Source organism: Mesorhizobium sp. M0983 (assembly GCF_040318975.1).
GTDB lineage: Bacteria > Pseudomonadota > Alphaproteobacteria > Rhizobiales > Rhizobiaceae > Mesorhizobium.
In genome coordinates this window covers 1-20216 of sequence record NZ_JAMYNH010000017.1, presented here as the reverse complement: position 1 = coordinate 20216, position 20216 = coordinate 1, and the positions used below count along the sequence as shown (strand labels likewise).

General features: G+C 63.5%; 20 protein-coding genes and 2 pseudogenes. 15 read left to right on the top strand and 7 right to left on the bottom strand.

The features are described from left to right. Positions 1 to 130 precede the first annotated feature (130 nt). A complete protein-coding gene (locus tag NKH71_RS24965) occupies positions 131 to 1411 on the bottom strand; it encodes a GNAT family N-acetyltransferase (RefSeq protein ID WP_352641392.1) in 1281 nt (426 codons plus the stop codon). Beyond that, positions 1411 to 2811, bottom strand: a complete 1401-nt coding sequence (locus NKH71_RS24960; RefSeq protein WP_352641410.1) for a lipopolysaccharide biosynthesis protein — start codon at positions 2809 to 2811, stop codon at positions 1411 to 1413. The genes NKH71_RS24965 and NKH71_RS24960 overlap by 1 nt, the downstream gene beginning before the upstream one ends. 270 nt (positions 2812 to 3081) lie before the next feature. Between NKH71_RS24960 and NKH71_RS24955 the strand changes: the two genes are divergently transcribed. Together NKH71_RS24955 and NKH71_RS24950 are read left to right on the top strand one after the other, a co-directional pair. Next, positions 3082 to 3267, top strand: coding sequence for a hypothetical protein (locus NKH71_RS24955; protein WP_031194557.1), 186 nt, complete (start codon positions 3082 to 3084; stop codon positions 3265 to 3267). 467 nt (positions 3268 to 3734) lie between these two features. After that, positions 3735 to 4657: pseudogene (locus NKH71_RS24950) on the top strand (2-hydroxyacid dehydrogenase). 280 nt (positions 4658 to 4937) lie between these two features. Here NKH71_RS24950 and secA read toward each other — a convergent pair. After that, complete coding sequence (gene secA / locus NKH71_RS24945; protein WP_023721048.1) at positions 4938 to 7670, bottom strand: preprotein translocase subunit SecA; 2733 nt, start codon at positions 7668 to 7670, stop codon at positions 4938 to 4940. Positions 7671 to 7923: 253 nt separating this feature from the next. Between secA and NKH71_RS24940 the strand changes: the two genes are divergently transcribed. Continuing rightward, positions 7924 to 8841 (top strand): peptidylprolyl isomerase, encoded by a 918-nt coding sequence (locus NKH71_RS24940; protein WP_023721047.1) that lies wholly within the window; start codon positions 7924 to 7926, stop codon positions 8839 to 8841. A gap of 43 nt (positions 8842 to 8884) precedes the next feature. Here NKH71_RS24940 and NKH71_RS24935 read toward each other — a convergent pair whose 3' ends face one another. After that, positions 8885 to 9541 (bottom strand): TetR/AcrR family transcriptional regulator, encoded by a 657-nt coding sequence (locus NKH71_RS24935; RefSeq protein WP_352483567.1) that lies wholly within the window; start codon positions 9539 to 9541, stop codon positions 8885 to 8887. 143 nt (positions 9542 to 9684) lie between these two features. Here NKH71_RS24935 and NKH71_RS24930 point away from each other — a divergent pair, with 143 nt between their 5' ends. Next, complete coding sequence (locus NKH71_RS24930; protein ID WP_352895389.1) at positions 9685 to 9888, top strand: putative antibiotic biosynthesis monooxygenase; 204 nt, start codon at positions 9685 to 9687, stop codon at positions 9886 to 9888. A gap of 3 nt (positions 9889 to 9891) precedes the next feature. On the opposite strand, the gene NKH71_RS24925 is transcribed toward NKH71_RS24930, so the two are convergent. Beyond that, on the bottom strand, positions 9892 to 11118 hold the full coding sequence (locus tag NKH71_RS24925; protein ID WP_352895388.1) for a caspase family protein: 1227 nt from the start codon (positions 11116 to 11118) through the stop codon (positions 9892 to 9894). Positions 11119 to 11298: 180 nt separating this feature from the next. Here NKH71_RS24925 and argJ point away from each other — a divergent pair, with 180 nt between their 5' ends. The 5 genes from argJ to NKH71_RS24900 all read left to right on the top strand — a co-directional run bounded on the left by argJ (position 11299) and on the right by NKH71_RS24900 (position 14557). Next, positions 11299 to 12540: a bifunctional glutamate N-acetyltransferase/amino-acid acetyltransferase ArgJ gene (argJ, locus tag NKH71_RS24920; protein WP_352483539.1), complete on the top strand. Its 1242-nt coding sequence runs from the start codon at positions 11299 to 11301 to the stop codon at positions 12538 to 12540. Beyond that, the gene (locus tag NKH71_RS24915) at positions 12540 to 13319 is read left to right on the top strand and encodes a GNAT family N-acetyltransferase (RefSeq protein ID WP_352895387.1); all 780 of its coding nucleotides are present in this window, start codon (positions 12540 to 12542) and stop codon (positions 13317 to 13319) included. Before argJ ends, NKH71_RS24915 begins: the two co-directional genes overlap by 1 nt. Continuing rightward, positions 13316 to 13738 carry a (deoxy)nucleoside triphosphate pyrophosphohydrolase gene (locus NKH71_RS24910; RefSeq protein ID WP_352895386.1) on the top strand — a complete coding sequence of 141 codons (423 nt, stop codon included), beginning with the start codon at positions 13316 to 13318 and terminating at the stop codon, positions 13736 to 13738. The genes NKH71_RS24915 and NKH71_RS24910 overlap by 4 nt, the downstream gene beginning before the upstream one ends. 127 nt (positions 13739 to 13865) lie before the next feature. After that, positions 13866 to 14171, top strand: a complete 306-nt coding sequence (locus NKH71_RS24905; RefSeq protein ID WP_023721040.1) for a hypothetical protein — start codon at positions 13866 to 13868, stop codon at positions 14169 to 14171. Between the two features lie 206 nt (positions 14172 to 14377). After that, positions 14378 to 14557, top strand: coding sequence for a Flp family type IVb pilin (locus NKH71_RS24900; protein ID WP_023721039.1), 180 nt, complete (start codon positions 14378 to 14380; stop codon positions 14555 to 14557). Between the two features lie 52 nt (positions 14558 to 14609). Here the strand turns inward: NKH71_RS24900 and NKH71_RS24895 are convergent, their stop codons facing one another. Beyond that, positions 14610 to 15482, bottom strand: a complete 873-nt coding sequence (locus NKH71_RS24895) for a methyltransferase domain-containing protein (protein ID WP_352895385.1) — start codon at positions 15480 to 15482, stop codon at positions 14610 to 14612. A gap of 54 nt (positions 15483 to 15536) precedes the next feature. Here NKH71_RS24895 and NKH71_RS24890 point away from each other — a divergent pair, with 54 nt between their 5' ends. From NKH71_RS24890 to NKH71_RS24870, 5 genes are read left to right on the top strand one after another with little or no spacing between them, the layout of a single operon-like run. Continuing rightward, the gene (locus NKH71_RS24890; RefSeq protein ID WP_352847635.1) at positions 15537 to 16337 is read left to right on the top strand and encodes a ComF family protein; all 801 of its coding nucleotides are present in this window, start codon (positions 15537 to 15539) and stop codon (positions 16335 to 16337) included. 37 nt (positions 16338 to 16374) lie between these two features. Beyond that, the gene (gene grxC / locus NKH71_RS24885) at positions 16375 to 16644 is read left to right on the top strand and encodes a glutaredoxin 3 (protein ID WP_023721036.1); all 270 of its coding nucleotides are present in this window, start codon (positions 16375 to 16377) and stop codon (positions 16642 to 16644) included. A gap of 10 nt (positions 16645 to 16654) precedes the next feature. Continuing rightward, positions 16655 to 17521, top strand: coding sequence for a carbon-nitrogen hydrolase family protein (locus NKH71_RS24880; RefSeq protein ID WP_352895384.1), 867 nt, complete (start codon positions 16655 to 16657; stop codon positions 17519 to 17521). After that, complete coding sequence (locus tag NKH71_RS24875) at positions 17518 to 17943, top strand: DUF1178 family protein (protein WP_352895383.1); 426 nt, start codon at positions 17518 to 17520, stop codon at positions 17941 to 17943. The genes NKH71_RS24880 and NKH71_RS24875 overlap by 4 nt, the downstream gene beginning before the upstream one ends. Before the next feature lie 8 nt (positions 17944 to 17951). Next, positions 17952 to 18647, top strand: a complete 696-nt coding sequence (locus tag NKH71_RS24870; protein ID WP_352591074.1) for a hypothetical protein — start codon at positions 17952 to 17954, stop codon at positions 18645 to 18647. 77 nt (positions 18648 to 18724) lie between these two features. Here the strand turns inward: NKH71_RS24870 and NKH71_RS24865 are convergent, their stop codons facing one another. Beyond that, positions 18725 to 19525 carry an SDR family NAD(P)-dependent oxidoreductase gene (locus NKH71_RS24865; RefSeq protein ID WP_352591071.1) on the bottom strand — a complete coding sequence of 267 codons (801 nt, stop codon included), beginning with the start codon at positions 19523 to 19525 and terminating at the stop codon, positions 18725 to 18727. A gap of 175 nt (positions 19526 to 19700) precedes the next feature. Here NKH71_RS24865 and NKH71_RS24860 point away from each other — a divergent pair. Continuing rightward, positions 19701 to 20207 (top strand): annotated as a pseudogene (locus NKH71_RS24860) (helix-turn-helix domain-containing protein); the annotation flags it as partial. Between the last annotated feature and the right edge of the window lie 9 nt (positions 20208 to 20216).

Genomic DNA, 20216 nt, shown 5'->3' with positions numbered 1-20216 from the left:
CCCTGTTGGGACTGCGTCGATGCTAATCCTTTCCGCTGATCGGGAGAATTAACCCTGACGACCTAGGCCCGAGCAGGTCGATGGTGCGGAGACGGTCGGCTGGGCCGGGTCCCCCTTTGGACCCGATGCGCTACCGTCGCCGCAGCAGGCTTCTCATCCGGTTGCGCAGCAGGCGCGCCATGTTGCGGGTCTCGCGGTAGAGGTGAAGCTGCGAGGCCGCCTGGCGGGCGGGGCGGTCGGCGTCCGGCGTCAGCCCGATCACCAGCGTGCCCATCGGCTTGCGTTCGCTCCACAGCCGGCTCATCACGGGGTGGTCGGGCACCGCGCAGGAATCGGTCATCATGATGTTGGGGTCGTCGAGATGCTGCCTGGTCACCTCGATCATCAGCAGCGTGCCCGGCGAATAGGCGGCGAGCGTCTCGTCATAGGCGGTCTTCCAGGTATAGGCGACGCCGGCCTCGACGAAGACGACCAGGCAGGCGATGGTGCGGCCGTCGAGCGTCAGCGAATGGATGCGGCAAAGATCCTGCTCGGCCAGCCGGTGCACCGCCTCGCGGGCGAAGGCGGCGCGGTAGCGGTCGATGGCCATGGCGGTGCGCTCGCGGCCTTTCCAGCCGGCGGCCTCCAATGTCAGGAAATTTTCGATGGCGTGGCGGATCTCGTCGGGCCCGCGCGCCACGACATGCTCCAGCCGGCCGAGGTCGGCGAGGCGGCGCTTCAGGCGGCGAAACTCGCGATAATGGTGGGCGCGCAGCGAAGCCTTCAGATACGCCTCGCCGTCGAGCTCGCTTTCGAGCACCGGGCGGTCGGCCTTGCCGGTGGTGACCAGCGTCAGGCCGCGCGTCTCGGCGACGCTGGCGAGCAGGCTGGCCACCGGGCCATCCAGCCTTATGTCGGGCAGCACGAAGACCTTCGGCAGCTTGAGATGCGGCCTGGACAGCATCGAGAAGAAATCCTCGATGACGCCGATCGGATCGTCGCGGTCGACCAGCGGCGTGCCGATCGGGCCGAACGGGCTCGACCAGGTGCGCATGACGGGAACCCCGAGCGGCACCATCGGCCGCTCGACCGAAAACGGCACCAGCAGGCGCAGCCGGTTGCGATACTGGTCGCCGTCGCGGATGACCGCCAGCCGCACCTCGCGGTCCTCGAGCCTGGGCATGGCCGGAGCCAGGAAGCGCGGATTGAAGAAGACGTTCGGCTCGATCGTGCGGGTGCAGAGATAGTCGAGCTCCTCGACCAGGTCGAAGCCGGCGGAGGCCGGATAGATGGCAAGCTTGCGCTCGGGCCGGTTGTTGGCGAGGATCTCGATATGGGCGGGATCAGCTTCGCGGGCAAGCCCGGCAAGGCCGGACACCATGGCACCGGCCGGGCCGCCGCTGGTTTCCTCGAGCAAGGGGACGGCAGCCATCAGGCGGCTCCTTTGGCGGGCACGAAAATCACCATGACGATGCCGAGCTTGCGCCAGACCGTGAAGGACAGCGCGCCGGCCTCGAAGATCATGGCGAAGGCGGTGGCCATCGCCGCGCCCCACAGGCCGAAGAGCGGGATCAGCACGACGTTGAGGGCGATGTTGAAGGCCAGGGTCATGGCGTAGACGGCGGCGCAGATATTCTGGTTGCCGCTCATGGTGAGCAGGCTTTCGCAAGGGCCGACGGCGGCCCGAGCGACGACGCCGAACACCAAAAGGAACAGCAGCGGATAGCCGGCGGCAAATTCCGGGCCGAACAGGGTCAGCATCGGCTCGCCCAGCGTCAGCACCAGCAGCGCCATCGCCAGCGACGGCCAGAACGTCCACGACACCGTCTCGCGGGCAAAGGCGGCGAGCTTTTGCGGCTCGCCATGAGTGAACTGCGCATAGCGCTGGGCGACACCGGCCTTGACCGCGAAATAGACGAAATGCACCAGCGCCAGCGTCTTGACGGTGGCGAAATAGACGGCGACGTCGTTGGGATCGAGATAGGCGCCCACCATCAGCACGTCGGCATTGGTGAGCAGGAAGAAGAAGCTCTCGACCAGGAAGATCGGCAGCGAGACGATGAACCACTGGCCGAAATGCAGCTTCATCGGCCCGGCCGGGATCCTTCTGTCCATGCGTGAAGTGACGCCGATGAGCTGACCGAGCGTGGTGGCATAGGTGGCGGCGATCGCGGCGAAGATCGCCGTTTTGGCATCCGGCGCGTAGCCGACCAGCAGCATCAGCGCGATGAACGCCAGGATCAGCAGCGGCCGCACCAGAAAGGTCGGCGACAGCGCAAACAGCGCCCAGGAATTGGCGCGCGCCAGCCCTTGCAGAAGATCGGACATGGCGATCATCGGCAGGCAGATGATGCCGAGGATGAACGGCACGACATAATAGTCTTCGATAAAGGGCGACAGCAGCCAGACGCCGAGCGCGCCGAGCCCGGCGATCGCCGTGGAGGCAACCAGCACGAACAGCCGGCTGGCCTGCACGATGCCGCGCAATTCGGCCAGCATGCCGCGCTCGCGATATTCGGGAATGAAGCGGATGACCGAGGTGTGGAAGCCAAGGCAGGCGAGGTTGCCGACGATGACCATCGTTACCCAGACGAGGACGAAAATGCCGTATTCGAACGAGCCCATCCAGCGCGCCATCAAGACCTGGCTGACGAAGGCGATGACGGCGCTGACGATGCGGACCGAAAAGGCGATCAGCGACATGCGGCCGGCCTCGCCGCGCTCGCCGGCGCTGAACAGCACGGCATCGATCAGGCCAAGCAGCGGCCTTATGCGCAGCGCAAAGCGCTGCGGCAGGAACCGCCCGGCTGTCGTCGCCGCGGAAAAGCGCACCCCGATCACACTCCGTTTTCCGCTTCTTTTCTGGCTATGCGTGTAGCGAAAACACATTAAGAAACGGTTGGGTGGGTGTTCCTTCGCCCCGTTCACGGGGAGAAGGTGCCGGCAGGCGGATGAGGGGCGGCGCGCTGCTTCATATTCATCATTCGCGCAACCCTTCACCCTGCTCTTTAGTGTCTCAGTTTGAAATACGCGGAAACGCCTATCTCGTTTGCCCCATATGCGAAAACGCCTATATGCTTAGCGGAACGCATGGCAGCAACAATGGTCTACACTGTCATTTGGTATGGAAGGCAGGGCATCGTCGACAAGGTGATCTTCGACGACGAGAAGACCGCGAAAGATCATGCAACCTCCATGTTCCAAACCCGAAAGGGTGACGATGGAATCGTGTCCGTTGAAGTTCGTAAGGACAACGGCGCTGTCGTCTTTAGCCATGCGGAGAACTAAGAATGCCAACCGGACCTAAAGGCCAGGAAGGATGTTCTGGCACCACTTACCAGCTCACAAAGAAGCTCATCAAGATCGTTGCCGAGGTTATCAGCCATGGGCGTTATGTCGCCTTCCAGATGCGGAGGTCGCTATCCCGAGGCAACTCTTCACCGACATCCTGCGGCTGATCGCGGAACTCCGGCCATCGCCCCATCCATCACCGGCGTGACCGGCCCGGTTGTCATGCGTTTCAGCAAAACAAGGGGAGAACTATGCCTTGAAGAAAGCGAAATCGACATCCTCGGCCAGCAGCGGGCAGACATCACGGCTTTGGCGGATCACCAACGCCATTTTTGCCGGGGTCTGATCTTGCAACTGGTGCCAGTTTGCGCAAACCTCAGTCTCAACAGAACGGTAATCCGGTGGATGCCTGATTACCTGAATCTGGGAGGGGCGAAGTGTTAGGCGAGCCCATTACCGTTCTGATGGTCAATGAGTATCCTGACTACATTGATGCACAAGTGTGGGCTGCTGAGCTGAAAACCCGTGTGCCGCAGCTGGAGTTCAGGCTTTGGCCAGACGCCGGGAACAAAAGTGACATAGATATTGTGCTGATCGACAAGGGCGCCAGTCCTGGCTTTTTTGATGCCATGACGGGGCTAAGCGCCGTCGTCTATTTGGGAGCCGGTGTCGAGGGTATTGATCTTCAGAGCTTTCCCAAGAGTGTTCCGCTCATCAGGCTCGCAACGCGTGAGCAGGCTTCGGAAGTGGTGCAGTACATCGTCCTTCGCGTTCTCTGCCAGCAACGGCATGTTGCGGATTACATGAGTCTACAAGCCCGCAAGTTGTGGAATCCGATCGCGCCGCGGAAGATCTCCGAGACAAGAATAGTTGTGCTTGGTGCGGGCCGGATCGGTGGCTGGGCCGCAAAGCTGTTTGCGGACTTTGGCTACGACACAGCAGTCTGGTCTCGTCATCAAAAGACGCTTCCTGGCATACACAGTTACTTTGGCCGTGCCCAGCTTGCGGGCGCACTCACAAGTCGGGACTACGTTATCTGTTCACTTCCCCTGACTGGTGAGACTCGTGGGATACTGAACTTGAGTGCCTTTGGAAAAATGAAGCGAGGTGCCTACCTTTGAATGTCGGCAGGGGCGCGCATGTCAACGAAGCCGACCTGATCCGCGCTCTCGACGAAGGTCAGCTTTCTGGTGCTTGTCTTGACGTGTTTGAGCGTGAACCGCTGGAGGCTTCATCGCCGTTGTGGACTCATCCCAAGGTGACCGTCACACCTCATGTCGCGAGCTTCTGGGTGGATTCTGGAATCGACCAGGCCGCCGATCTCTGCGGTCAAGTCGCCAGAGGAGAGCCTCTGTCCAACAAGATCGACCTCGAACGGGGTTATTGAATCAAAGTAGTGTCTTTACCCACTTTAGCAGGTTCCGATCTTCATGAAGCGCGGACATCAGCGCGTGCGTCACCCGGCTATTAGATTTCAAACTCAAACACCACCGCCGGTCGAGATACAGAAAATTCGAAATGCGTATTTTGGTGTCGGCGGGACACCGCCCCCCTCTGGCCTGCCGGCCATCTCCCCCTCAGGTGGGGAGATTGGCTAGTCGCAGACGTCCGTGCCGCCCCGCCTTAGGGCACCTTCTCCCCATCACGGGGAGAAGGAAAGCGCAGCCTTACGCAAACGCCCCATGACAGTGCTTGTACTTCTTGCCCGACCCGCACGGGCAGGCCTCGTTGCGGCCGACCTTGCCCCAGGTTGCCGGGTTCTTCGGGTCGCGGTCTTCGGGGGCGACGATGGCGTTGCTTTCCTGGCGGACCAGCACGGCCGTCTCGCCGCCGTCGAAATCGTCTTCGCCGGTGCTGCCGTCGATATGGCTGCCGAACATGTCAGGGGCCTCGGGCGGCGGCGCGTCCGCCGCCTGGCGGACCAGCTCGACGCGCATCAATTGCGCGGTGACGGCCTGGCGCAGATTGCCCAGCATCGCCTGGAACAGCTCGAACGCCTCGCCCTTGTACTCCTGCAGCGGATCGCGCTGGGCATAGCCGCGGAAGCCGACGACCGAGCGCAGATGGTCGAGATTGACGATGTGCTCGCGCCACAGATGGTCGAGCGTCTGCAGCACCACGGAACGCTCGACATAGGTCATCACGTCGGGGCCGAAGCGCTCGGCGCGCTCCTTGGCGGCGGCTTCGGCAGCCTGGCTGACGCGCTCGCGGATGTCGTCCTCGGCAATGCCTTCTTCTTTGACCCAGTCCTCGACCGGCAGATCGAGATTGAGGAATTCGGCGATCTCGGCCTTGAGCCCGGCGACGTTCCACTGCTCGGCATAGGCGTTTTCGGGAATGTTCTTGGCGACGATCTCCTCGATGACGCCTTCGCGCATCTCGGTGATGGTCTCGGACAAGCCTTCGCCGTCCATCAGCTCGATGCGCTGCTCGAACACCACCTTGCGCTGGTCGTTCGAGACGTCGTCATATTTCAACAGGTTCTTGCGGATGTCGAAGTTGCGCGCCTCGACCTTCTTCTGCGCCTTTTCCAGCGCCTTGTTGATCCACGGATGGATGATTGCCTCGTCTTCCTTGAGGCCGAGTTTCTGCAGCATGCCGTCCATGCGCTCGGAGCCGAAGATGCGCATCAGGTCGTCCTGCAGCGACAGGAAGAATTTCGAGCGGCCGGGATCGCCTTGGCGGCCCGAGCGGCCGCGCAACTGGTTGTCGATGCGGCGCGATTCATGGCGTTCGGTGGCGAGCACATAAAGACCGCCGGCGGCGAGTGCCTTTTCCTTCAGCCGGGCGATGTCGTCGCGGATGTCCTTTTCCCTGGCCTCGCGCTCGGGGCCGGCCGGCATGTCGCCAAGCTCCTCGGCAATGCGCATGTCGGCATTGCCGCCGAGCTGGATGTCGGTGCCGCGGCCGGCCATGTTGGTGGCGATGGTGATGGCGCCCGGTTTGCCCGCCTGGGCGACGATCGCCGCCTCGCGCTCGTGGTGGCGGGCGTTCAGCACCTCGAAATCCTTGAAACCTTCCTTGCGCAGGCGTTCAGCCAGTTGCTCCGACTTCTCGATGGAAGTCGTGCCGACCAGCGTCGGCTGGCCCTTGGCGCGGGCTTCCTTGATCTCCTTGACGATCGCCTTGTATTTCTCCTCTACCGTCCGGTAGACCTCGTCGTCCTCGTCAATGCGGATGACCGGCAGGTTGGTCGGGATCTCGGTGACGTCGAGATTGTAGATGTTGGCGAATTCCTCGGCCTCGGTCAGCGCCGTGCCGGTCATGCCGGCCAGCTTCTTGTAGAGGCGGAAATAGTTCTGAAAGGTGACTGAGGCGAGCGTCTGGTTCTCCGGCTGGATCGCCACATGCTCCTTGGCCTCGAGCGCCTGGTGCAGGCCTTCCGAATAGCGGCGGCCGGGCATCATGCGGCCGGTGAACTCGTCGATGATGACGATCTCGCCGTTGCGGACAATATAGTCCTTGTCCCTCTGGAACAGCCGGTGCGCCTTCAGCGCGTTGTTGACGTGATGGACGATGGCGACATTCTCGACGTCGTAGAGCGACTCGCCCTTGAGCAGGCCGGCATCGCGCAGCATGTTCTCCAGCTTCTCGGTGCCTTCTTCGGTGAAGATCGAGGTCTTCTGCTTCTCGTCGATCTCGTAGTCCTGCGGCTGCAGCTGGATGATGAAGGTGTCGATGGTGTTGTACATTTCCGAACGGTCCTCGAGCGGACCGGAAATGATCAGCGGCGTGCGGGCTTCGTCGACCAGGATGGAATCGACTTCGTCGACGATGGCGTAGCTGTGACCGCGCTGCACCATCTGGGCGCGCTCGTATTTCATGTTGTCGCGCAGATAGTCGAAGCCGAGCTCGTTGTTTGTGGCGTAGGTGACGTCGGCGGCGTAGGCGACGCGGCGCTCCTCGTCGGACAGGCCGTGGACGATGACGCCGACCTTGAGGCCGAGGAATTTGTAGACGCGGCCCATCCATTCGGAGTCGCGCGTGGCCAGGTAATCGTTGACGGTGACGACATGGACGCCATTGCCGGCGAGCGCGTTAAGGTAGACCGGCAGCGTCGCCACCAGCGTCTTGCCTTCGCCGGTGCGCATCTCGGCGATGCCGCCATTGTGCAGCACCATGCCGCCGATCAGCTGCACGTCGAACGGCCGCATGCCGAGCACGCGGCGGGCGGCCTCGCGCACGGTAGCGAAGGCCGGCACCAGAAGGTCGTCGAGGCTGGCGCCGTTGGCGATGTCCTGGCGGAATTTGTCGGTGCGGGCCTGAAGCTCGGCGTCGGAAAGCGCCCGCATCTCGTTTTCCATGGCATTGATCGCCTCGACGCGCGGCCGGGTCGATTTGACCCGACGATCGTTGGAGGAGCCGAAAACCTTACGGGCGAGACCGCCGAGACTGACCATCCAATGGCCCTTTCGATAGCATTCCAAGTCATTGCGACGGGCGCCGGCCGGCCCCCATCAAATCCGCGTGAACGCGGACAAACGCAAAAAGCGCCCGGAAAACGGTTCTGGACGCAAAGTCGTTGGACAGATAAGAGGGGGCTCATTCGATGTCAACGCCGCGCTCGCCCTGTCGACCGCGCCAAATTCCGCCACAATCCTGCTGGTCTGGAAGCCATTCCGCTCTAGCTACCCCGCTTTGGAGATAATCGTAATGTCTGTATTGTTCCGCCGCGCGTCGCTCGCCAGCCTTGGTCTGGCATTCGGGCTGTCGGCCCTCTCGCTGTCGCCGTTGATGGCGCAGGAAGCCGCCCCTGCCCAGCCGGCGGCACCCGCCCCGGCGGCCAAGCCGGTCGATCCGAACGCCGTGGTCGCCACCATCAACGGCCAGACGCTGACCGAGGCAGACCTTGGGCTTGCCGAGGGCGAGCTGTCGCAGCAGTTCGCGCAGCTTCCGCCCGAGCAGCGCCGCGCCGCGGCGCTGTCGGCGGCGATCGAAATCCGCGTGATGGCGGCCCAGGCGGTGACCACCGGCCTCGACAAGGATCCCGACTTCCAGCGCCGCATGGCATTCCTGCAGCAGCGCGCGCTGCATGGCGAAATGGTCGAGAAGGGCGTCGTCAACAAAGTTACCGATGCCGAGGTCCGCGCCCGCTACGACCAGGAAATCGCCAACACGCCGCCCACCAACGAGGTGCACGCCCGTCACATCCTCGTGAAGACGAAGGAAGAGGCGGACGCCATCATCAAGCAGCTCGACGGCGGTGCCGATTTCCAGAAGCTTGCCAACGAGCACACCAGCGATCCGAGCGGCAAGACCAGCGGCGGCGATCTCGGCTGGTTCGGGCCTGGCCAGATGGTGCCGGAATTCGACAAGGCGGCGTTTGCGCTGGCGGTCGGCAAATACACCGAGCAGCCGGTACAGTCGCAGTTCGGCTGGCACGTCATCAAGGTCGAGGACAAGCGCACCAAGCAGCCGCCGGCCTTCGACGAGGTCAAGGACCAGGCCCGCCAGGCGGTCATCCGCGACAAGTATTTCGCGCTGGTCAAGTCGCTGCGCGCCAACGCCAAGGTCGACATCCCCGATGCCAACCTGAAGAAGACGGTCGACGCACTGGAAAGCGCGAAATAGGCCAGATTGAGCTACGACAGGGCGCGCTGCCGCCCTGTCGCTTCTATTTGGTAGGGCGAACGATGATGCGTCGACGCCGCCGCCGGACCGCCGTGGCATCGCCGGCATCGCCAGCGACGATGCCTTTCAAGACATAGCCGACCGCCCTGTGCAGCGTCGCTTCGTCCTCGTCGAGGCGGTTCGTCAGAAGATGCGTCCAGGCGTACGAGGCGATCAGGTCGGCGACGACAGTGGCATCGACATCGGCTGCCACCTCTCCCCTTGCCTTGGCGCGTTCGACCATCTGGCCGGTGTGGACACGACGGCCTCTCGCGTATTCGGCAAGGGCGGCGGCCGCTTTTTCGTCCGACTGCGCCTCGGCAATCAGCGATCTGAACACGCTGCCCGACGATGTGTCGCGCCAGTGCGCAAACAAGCTCTTCAGGAAGCCGACGAGGTCCTGCTCAAGGTTCCCGGTGTCGGGATTGTCGACACGCTTTTGCCGCTGGTAGACGTCGAGCAGCAGAGCGGCCTTGCTTGGCCACCAGCGATAGATCGTCGGTTTTCCGGCGCGCGCCCGCCGCGCCACCGCCTCGATGGAGAAGCCGGAATAGCCGGCTTCGACCAGTACCGCTTCGGCGGCATCGAGAATGGCATCGGCGCTTTCGGGGCTGCGCCGTGCGCCGGCTGATTTGCGCCCGGGATCGGTGGTTTCGCCCATCTCGTCTTCCTTGCCGATGATCTCAGCAGCCATCATACACAGCCCCTTGACGAAACGAAACGATCCGTTTCATATGTAACGGAACGTTCCGTAACGATAAGGAGAACAGCAATGACCTCGACTGTCGCCACGCGTTTTCGCGCTTGCGCTTCGCCCTGCTGGTGCTGCTCGGCGTCTACCCGCTGATCACTGCCATTTTGTACATGGTTTTTCCGCTGACCAAGGAGTGGCAAATCTGGCAGCGTACACTGGTCATCGCGCCGCTGATGGTCTCGATCATGATCTGGGGACTGATTCCGGGCGTGCAGCGGGCGTTTCGCGGGTTCATTAACCCAGCGGTCCGGTGATGTTCATTCCAGCGCCTGCGACGTTTCCGACGCAACGCGCCACTCGCCGTCGGCCAGCACGAGTTCCAGCATGACCCGTGCCTTGCCGGTCAGCCGCTGCGCCGAGTGGTCCTTCGGCACATAATCGTAGGTCATGGCGAAAACCGCATCGGCGCGGTCCTTGCCGTGCGGCGTCACCTCAAGGCTGCCGGGCTCAAGACCGAACGACCACGACGCCCATTGCGCGAACCAGTCAGTCTTGACCTTGACGATGGCCTCGCTGTCGTAGCGCGTGCCGTAGATGGTGGCCGACGCACCGTAAAGCCGCTTGACGGTCTCGCGCATCGCCTTGGCATCAGGCGCCAGATAGTCGTGGCGCAGAAACTGCTCGATGGCGCCCTTGTCGCCGACGGAGCGTTCGAGCGCTGCGACCTCAGACGCGGGCGCCGGGGTGACGGCCGGTTTCGGTTGCTGGGCACTGTCTCCGCCCGGCACAAATTCGAAACGCTCGAGCAGCGATCCCTGCTCCCAGGGACGCTGCGCCTCGCGCGTTGCGGAAACGACATCGCGGCGCACCGCGATCATCATGTCGTTGATGCTTTGTCCGGGTTCCGCCATATGCCGCAAAAGTGCGGCGGCGAAGGGCGAGTTGCGCTCCGTCCCGTCCATTGCGACGGCGCCGGGCGCCGTCGAGAAGGCGATGAACGAGCCGCGTGTCGACTCGAACTGGGCGAGGCCGGCGAGAGCCGTCGCCGAGCGCGTCGTGGCGCTGCGGCTGAGGCTTCGGGCAAACGGGTTGTTGCGGCAGGCATCGAGGAAGACCAGGCTGACTTTGGTCTGCTGCTCCATGATGTCGAGGACCTCGTCGATCGGCACCGCCTCGAGCTGCAGCTTGACCGGCATGTCCAGCCTGGCGTCGACCGGCACGATGAAGTTGCGCCCGTCGACCTGCAGGCCGTGGCCGGCATAGTAGAACAGCCCGGCACCGGCGCCCTGCAGCGCATCGGAGAATTCGCCGATCTTGCGTTCGAGCTCGCGCTTGCCGAGATCGTTGCCTTCGATCACTTCGAAACCGATGGCGCGCAGCTTGTCGGCAATGTCGAGCGCATCGTTGACGGGATTGGCCAGCGTGCCGGCTTTGGCGTAGCTGCCGTTGCCGACCACAAGCGCCACGCGCCGCGCCGTCTGCGCATCCGCGCGCAGCAGCAGAAAGCCCAGAAACGCCAGTGCCAAGACCACAAGCCTGCCCATGGGGCAGGATCATAGCGCTATCGGCCGCAGCGATGCCAACAAATTTGCAACAGCCCTGCTTGCGGCATGAGGCAGTGTCAGGCGTCCGGCACCCGTAACGGCTGTGAAAACGGCTTGCGCCGACGCGCGCTATCGGGCAAACCGGCGTTCCTTTCGCGATTTTCCCGCCCGGGGTCTTCCATGTCCGCACAGGTTTCGCCGCTCGCGCCGAAGAAATATGCCAAGATGCCGACCATCGAGGGCGTGCGCATCGCCACCGCCGAGGCCGGCATAAAATACAAGAACCGTACCGATCTGCTGGCCATGGTGTTCGACGCCGGCACCACCGTCGCCGGGGTGTTCACCAGGTCGAAATGCCCCTCGGCGCCGGTCGACTTCTGCCGGCAAAACCTCACGGCGGGCAAGGCGCGCGTTCTGGTCGTCAATTCCGGCAATGCCAATGCCTTTACCGGCCAGAAGGGCCGCGCTTCGACCGCACTCACGGGCGAGGCGGCGGCGAAGGCGGCCGGCTGCACGCCAGGCGAGGTGTTCCTGGCCTCGACCGGCGTCATCGGTGAACCGCTCGATACTGGTAAGTTCAGCCACCTGCTGGCCGGGCTGATCAAGGACGGCAAGCCGGAATTATGGACCGAAGCCGCCAAGGCAATCATGACCACCGACACCTATCCCAAACTGGCGACCGCGACGGTCAAGCTCGGCAATGCCGACGTCACCATCAACGGCATCGCCAAGGGCGCGGGGATGATCGCGCCCGACATGGCGACGATGCTTTCCTTCATCGCCACCGATGCGCCGATCGCAGCACCGGCGCTGCAGGATCTCTTGTCGCGCGGCACGGCCAAGACCTTCAACGCGGTCACCGTCGACAGCGACACCTCGACCAGCGACACGCTGCTGATGTTCGCCACAGCTGCTGCCGCCAGGCGTGGCGCGCCGGCGATTTCCGACCCCAAGGATGCGCGCCTCGGCGCGTTCCGCCGTGCCCTCGGCAAGGTGTTGAAGTCGCTGGCGCTACAGGTGGTGCGCGACGGCGAGGGCGCCCGCAAGCAGGTCGAGGTCACCGTCACCGGGGCCAAATCGGCCCGCTCGGCCAAGCGCATCGCGCTGTCGATCGCCAATTCGCCGCTGGTCAAGACGGCAGTCGCCGGCGAGGACGCCAATTGGGGCCGTGTCGTCATGGCCGTCGGCAAGGCCGGCGAACCGGCCGACCGCGACCTTCTGTCGATCTGGTTCGGCGACAACCGCCTGGCATATCAGGGCGAGCGCGACGCCGCCTATTCCGAAGCGGCGACTTCGGCGTATATGAAGCGCGACGAGATCCGCATCCGCGCCGATATCGGCATCGGCCGCGGCAAGGCGACGGTGTGGACCTGCGATCTCACCAAGGAATATGTCGCCATCAATGGCGATTATCGGAGCTGATGACATTGGCTTCCAGACATCCGGCAAGCGTGTTGGCGATCGTGCGCCGCTACGAGGCGGCTGGCTTTCGCGCCTGGCCGGCGGCCGCCGTCCATTATGACGGCACCTGGGTCGTGCGGCTGACGGCCGGCCATCCGGCCAAGCGGCTGAATTCGGTCAATCCGCTCGATCCGGGCGACATTCAGCACATTGCCGAGCGCATCGGCCGCGCCAGCCGTCGCTTCGACGCCTATGGCAGGCCGCTGACCTTTCGCGTCTCGCCGCTGTCTGGGCCGGACCTCTCAAAGTACCTCGACGGCGAGGGCTGGAGCACATTCGCGGAGTCGCTGGTCATGCGGCTGCCGCTGGCGGACGCCATGCTCGACGACGCCATGGACCAGATTCCGTTGAAGGACATCAGCCGTTTCATCGGCGCAGCGCTCAAGGTGAGCGGTTCGGACGTGTCGCTACGGCCCGGCCTGTCGGAGATCATTGGCGCCATCCAGCCGGAGGCCGGGCTGTTTGCGCTGGAGAACGGCAGCGAGCCGCTGGCAACGTTGATCTGCGTGCATGACGGCGACCTTGCCGGGCTGTTCGAGATCGCCACCGACAGATCGGTGCGCAACCAGGGCCATGGCCGCCACCTCATCCGATCGGCGCTGAAATGGGCGCGACTGCGCGGGGCGCGGGAAGCCTGGCTGCAAGTCGAGGCGGACAACGCGCCGGCGCTGGCGCTTTACCGTTCGCTCGGATTCGACGAAGTCTATCGCTATCACTATCGCCGGCCACAAGGCGCATGAGCGGCTCAGACACGCTCGGCAAGCGCCTGCTCCTGGTTGCGGCCTGCGCGCTAGTCGATGCCGACGGGCGCGTGCTTTTGGCGCAGCGGCCCGAAGGCAAGCAACTCGCCGGCCTATGGGAGTTTCCGGGCGGCAAGGTCGAGCCCGGCGAAACGCCGGAACAATGCCTGATCCGCGAACTGTATGAGGAGATCGGCATCGAGACCGATATCCCTTGCCTGGCACCACTCACCTTTGCCAGCCATTCCTACGATGATTTTCACCTGCTGATGCCGCTGTTCGTCTGCCGTCGCTTCCGCGGCATTGCCCAGCCGAAGGAACGGCAGGTGCTGAAATGGGTGCGGCCGCGCCAGATGCGCGATTTTCCAATGCCGCCGGCCGATGCCCCGCTGATCCAGTTCCTCATCGATCTGCTGTAACGGCCGATCTCCCATAAACCGGGCAGCTCCGCGAAGCGATATCAGCAGCGTTAATGAAAGATTTATCTGGCCGTGAAAAATTGACGCAAAGCGGTTACGCCGATTCCACCGCTGGGGAGCGATTTGCATGAGCTTCGACAAGGACTGGGACTTGCCTTGGCCCGATCGCCTTCCTGGCGCCGCCAATGCTGGCATGGGAATATTGCGCATCGCCCTTTTGTTCGGCTCGGCCGCGGTGGCTCTGGCCTTGATCGCGACACCCTACCTCGACAGCCGGACCCGATCGCAGTTTGCCCGCGATGGGCTTGATACAATGAGCACCGGCTCGATCGGCCAGCGCGACAGCTATACGCTGCGCAAGAGCGTGCTGCAGCCGCTGCCCAGTTCGGTTTGCGTCATTCGGGCCGATGGCAGAAGCAGCGGTGACTGCTGACGTCCTCAACAGATATCTGAAGCGCGTCGCGTTCGACCGGCCTCGTGCGACGCGCTTATGTTTCGATGCATGTCGTTATCGCAAAACCGCTGCACACTTTTGCGCGACATGCATTGGAATGCAGCTGTTTCACCGCGCGTTAAGCCTGTCACGTTAACCTTTCTTAACGGGTCGGCGCTAGGTTCCGGCAAGAGGGATGGGCGCCCATGAAAATCTTGCTGCAACGATTTTTAGAAGACGAGAGGGGTGCGACGGCTATCGAATATGGTTTGATCGTGGCCGTGCTGTCGCTTGCCATTGTCACAGGCATCGGCCAGGCTGCCGGTGCGATCGAGTGGCTGTTCAGCGACAACAGCAGCAGGCTTGCCAACGCATTTGCGCAGTGATTCGCTCGGCTGTTGCGCAGGGGCTACGCCTAGCTTTTGCGCAGGGATATGCTCAGGGGCCGCTGGGGTTTTCCAGGATCGTCTTCAGCGATATTTTTGCGGAGCCCGGCTTCAGCGGTTTTTGCTGAGAGGCATCGGGCGCCCAGCCTGACATCCAGACCACCGAGAAACTCGCCCTGACGCGGCCATCGGCGTCCGAAAACCGCTCCGCATAGATTTCGGCGGCGCGCGCGAACAGCGCTCGGGTGCCCGGCCGTCTGCTGCGGTCGACAAGCGCGCTGGTCTCGCCCATTGCGCGCAGGTCGGCGACCAGGCCAAAGAGGGAATCGTAGCGCACCGTAATCGTCTCGACGTCGGCAACCGGCAGCGCCAAGCCGGCGCGCTGCAGCAGCACGCCGGCGTCGCGGACATCGGTGAACGGGATCACACGCGGGCTGGCGCCGCCGTAGAGCTCGGTCTCGGCGGCAAGCAGGCTTTCGCGCAGTTCGGAGAGCGTGCCTATGCCGGCGAAGGCGCCGAGGAAAAGCCCGTCCGGCTTTAGCGCCCGGCGGATCTGCACCAGCATGCCGGGAATGTCGTTCATCGCCTGCAGCGACAGCAGCGAGACAGCGAGATCGAGGCTTTCCGGCTCGAATGGCACGGTTTCCAACGGCGCCACCACTCCTGGCCGGCCGTCGAGGAAAGCGGCGTCGGCCTCGACGCGCACGTTTTCCGCTACCTTGCCGCTTTCTGCGAGCACCTCTGCTGCTGCCGGCGTCTGGCAAAACAATGAGGCCGCCTTGCCGAACTTGCGTTCGACGGCGCCGAGCCGGTCGGCAAGATCCTCGGCCGCCCGCCGCATGAGGAAATCCGCCCCGGCGATAGGGCGGGCCAGTGCCCGACGCTTGTGCGCCAGCCAGAGCGAGGTGTCGATTACAAGCTGCAATGGGCAGGTCCTTGTGCTTCGCTCTCTGATATAGTGATGCGGAGGACCAACCACGTGGCCGATCCCATGCCGGAGATCAAGCGTATTGCGATCAAGAGCATTGCCCGCAAGGCATTGGGCTGGCCGGCGCGCCTGTTGTTCCCGCCGGTCTGCGCCGGCTGCCGCCGCCATGTCTCGCAACCCGGCGTGTTGTGCGGCGCCTGCTGGCCGAAACTCAGGCTGCTGGAACGGCCATGGTGCCCGGTGATGGGCACGCCGTTCACCCACAATATGGGTGAGGGGTTCCTGTCGGCGGAGGCGATAGCCGACCCGCCGCCATTCGAGCGCGCGCGCGCGGCGGTTGCCTATTCCGGCGTGGCCCGCCAGATGGTGCAAGGGCTGAAATACCAGGACCGCACCGATCTGGCGCCGTGGATGGCGCGCTGGATGCTTCGCGCCGGTGCCGAGCTCATCGCCGAGGCCGACGTGGTCGTGCCGGTGCCGCTGCACTGGCGGCGCTTCTTCAGGCGGCAGTTCAACCAGTCGGCGGAACTGGCGCGGGCGGTGGCGCAGCTCGGCGATCGGCCCTTCGCGCCATCAGCCATCAAGCGCGTCAAACTCACGCGCCAGCAGGTCGGGCTGGAGCGGCGGGAACGCGAGGAAAATGTGCGCGCCGCATTCACAGTGCCTGATGAAGCGGAGATCGAAATCGCCGGCCGCCGGGTGCTGTTGATCGACGATGTCTACACCACCGGCGCCACGGTCCGTGCGGTCGCCAGGGCGTTAAAAAAGGGCGGTGCCGGCGCAGTCGACGTACTGACCTTCGCGCGCGTGCTGCCGGGGGACTTTCGGGCCGACGAATCGGCGCCTATATAGCCTATATGACAGCGGAACGAGGCAGGGTTGCTGACCGATGGTCGATGTGACGATCTACACGCGGATGATGTGCGGCTATTGCACTGCGGCCAAGCGGCTGCTCGACAGGAAGGGTGTCGCCTACACCGAGCACGACGCCTCCTTCTCGCCGGAGCTGCGCCAGGAGATGATCTCCCGGGCTCACGGCCGTTCCACCTTTCCGCAGATATTCATCGGCGACACGCATGTCGGCGGCTCCGACGATCTCCACGAATTGGAGGCGGAAGGACGGCTGGACAGATTGCTCGCCAACGGCTCGGCCAGGTAAGGACATGACGATGACTGGTTTCAAGGCGGCGGCGATCCAGATGCGTTCGGGAACCAGCCCGGAGCGCAATGCGGTCGATCTGGAACGGCTGGTGCGCGAGGCGGCAGGCCTGGGCGCGAGCTACATCCAGACCCCGGAAATGACCGGCGCGCTGATCCGCGACAGCCAAGCCCGGGCCGCTTCGTTCACCTCCGAAGACAAAGACATCATCGTCTCGACGTCGCGGAAGCTGGCCAACGAACTCGGCATCTTCCTGCATATCGGCTCGACCGCCATTCTGCGCGCCGACGGCAAGCTCGCCAACCGCGCACTTCTGTTCGGGCCTGACGGCGCCACGATTGCCACCTATGACAAGATCCACATGTTCGACGTCGATCTCGACAATGGCGAGAGCTGGCGCGAATCCGCCGCTTATGAGCCGGGCACGGAGGCTGTCGTCACCGAAATCGATGGCGCGAAGCTGGGCTTTGCCGTCTGCTACGATCTGCGCTTCCCGCAGCTGTTCCGCGCCGAGGCGCTGGCCGGCGCCGATCTGCTTGCGGTGCCCGCCGCCTTCACCCGCCAGACCGGCGAAGCGCATTGGCATGTGCTGCTCAGGGCGCGCGCCATCGAGAACGGCGCCTATGTCGTCGCCGCCGCGCAAGGCGGAGTGCACGAAGACGGTCGCGAAACCTATGGCCATTCGCTGATCGTCGATCCCTGGGGCCGCATCATCGCCGAAGCAGCGCATGACGAGCCGGCGGTGATCGTCGCCGAAATCGACCCGGCGCAGTCGGTCGCAGCGCGCAAGAAGATACCGAATCTCAAAAACGCACGCGATTTTGCCGTAAACGCCGGTTTGGCGCAGGCGCCGCGTCTCAGGGGTGCCGCCTCTTGATCCGCTTTTCCCTGATCTGCGAACACGAGCACGAATTCGAAGCCTGGTTCCGCAGCAACGACGATTTCGACACCCAGAAGAAGCGCGGCTTCGTCGACTGCCCGACCTGCGGCTCGCACAGGGTCGACAAGGCGCTGATGGCGCCTGCCGTCTCCACCGGGCGCAAGCGCGAAAGCATCGCGCTGGCCATGGGCGAGGCGCAGAAGCAGGCGCTGGCGCAGCTCAAGGCCATGGCCGACAAGGTGCGCGAGAATGCCGACTATGTCGGCGACAAATTCGCCGAGGAAGCGCGCAAGATCCATTTCGGCGAAAGCGATCCGCGCGGCATCTATGGCGAGGCGACGCTGGACGAGGCCAAGAGCCTCGCCGACGACGGCGTCGAGTTCATGCCTATTCCAAGTTTCCCCGACGACCGCAACTGAGGAAAGTCTTGCCCCATCCGGAGAAGACTGAAAAGCGGCGTGGTTCAGAGATAGTGATCCGTGTTTTCAGCTGGTTGGCTATAAAGTCGATCGACAAGAGAACGATCGATGGGTTGCCAGTTTTCTATAATGGCGAGAGCGGTGGGAAAGATGCAGATAAGGTTGCCGCCGCGCTGCGATTGATTCAAGAATTTGACCCTGTTCGATACAGCCGTCTGGTCCGCGATCTCAAACGGATCTGGATCACAATCAATCCAGGTGCCGCTGCGCAATTTGTGAAATCGACTTCGACTTGCGAGCTTGATCGGCGATTTGTTCTAGGCGAGCACACGCTGACCGACCAGATCGCCAGCGCGATAGTGCATGAGGCGACGCATGCGCGTCTCCATCAGCGAGGCATTGGCTATGAGGAGGAATTGCGCCACCGGGTGGAGTGGGTTTGCATGAGACGTGAACTGGCTTTTGCGGCGAAACTGCCGGACGGGGCGAGTATTCGTCAATGGGTCGAAGCTCGACAAACGGAACCCTCGGATTTTTCCAATGTAGCGATGAATGGTCGGCAAATTGATAGCGCGCGTGATGCCTTGCTCCATCTCAATGCTCCAGGTTGGCTGGCAGACTTGATCGTCTTTTTCGCCCGGCGGCGATATCAGAGGCGTATCAGGCGACAAGAAGCTGAAGCGCATTTCGACAAGCGAAAATGATGCTCCGTTTCGCTTGTGGGGATTCGCTTCCGCCCAGAGCGGCGATGCCGCCGCCCCCTGCACAAGCGTCCGCAATTTCAGGCCGAGCAGCAAGGATGGGCCTCGCGGGTAATCGTTTCGCTGCTTCTTTCGTGCCCACTGCTTGACGGGCTTGCTTCACTTGACGGGCTTGCTTCCGCATAGGCTGCAAACTGGCGTTCAAGCGCCTTGACCGCACTGCTGCGCCAACCCTCCGCCACGGATTCCGACATGGGATCGGGGAAGATTTCCTCCTCGCCGTTCTCCACGCCGTCCAGGATCGCTCGCGCAACAGACTCCGGAGAGGCCTTCGGGATGTCCAGGCCCCGTGTCATGTCCGTGTCCACGGGGCCGGGAAGGACCCTGTGGACGCTGACACCCCGTCCGGCCAAGAGGGTGCGCAACGACTGTGACAGTGAGAACGAGGCCGCCTTCGAGATCGAGTAAGCCGGACTGAACGGCACGGCGGCAATCGAGGCCAGCGACAGAATGTTGACGATGGCTCCCCGCGACCGGGCCAGCAACGGCAGCAGAGCCTGGGTCACGTCATACGCGCCGAAGAGGTTTACCGCGAGCTGTTGTTCGAGCACGCGACGGTCGCTGAGGTCGTCGAAGGGCGATACGCCGGCGTTGTTGATGAGGATATCGAGAGCATCGATTTTCTCGACGGCCTCCCGGATCTGCGCGGCGTTCGTTACATCCATGGTCAGGGACGTTACACGCCGGTCGGGGTGAGCCATGGCTTGGCGGGTTGCGGCATAGACGCGCTTTACGCCTCTGCTCAGGGCTTCCTCGACCAGTGCCCGACCGATGCCCCGATTGGCTCCAGTCACCAGGATAGTTGTGCCTTCGATCTTCATTGCGTCTCTCCTAGTGCTTATCGTTGTGTTCGAGCTCAGTGCATAATCGCGCCGCAACTCAGGCGCGTCGCAACTCAGGTTGGCTACAGTCGCCATTCTCGATACGACTGGTTGGTGAGATGGACTTAGCGCCGGATGTCGAAGCCATGGGAGTGACAAGTGTGACGGGATTCCGATGGACTCGCTGATCACGGCCGCGGCGCATGCGCTCGCGGCGGGCGATCCGCTCGGCGCCTTGAAACGGGTTGCGCTGCGCGACGATGCGCCGGCCCTTGCGTTGCGCGGTATCGCGATGGCGCAGCTTGGCGACCTGAATAGGGCGAAGGTTCTTCTCAAGAGGGCGGCGCACGCATTCAGCCCGAGGGAGGCCGTGGCCCGCGCGAGGTGTATCGTCGCCGAGGCCGAGATCGCGCTCGTCTCGCGCGACCTCGCCTGGCCGGCCAAGGCACTCGACACCGCGCGGGCGACGCTTGAAAAGCATGGCGACCGCGTCAACGCCGCGCATGCGCGCAACCTCGAAGTTCGGCGCCTGCTGCTGATTGGTCATCTAGACGAAGCCGAGCGCAGGCTGGACGGCTTCGATCCCTCGCCGCTGCCGCCGGCATCGCGGGCCGCCCACGAGCTGGCTGTCGCCGGCATCGCCATCCGCCGCTTGCGGACCGGTCCTGCGCGCGCCGCACTCGCCTAGCGG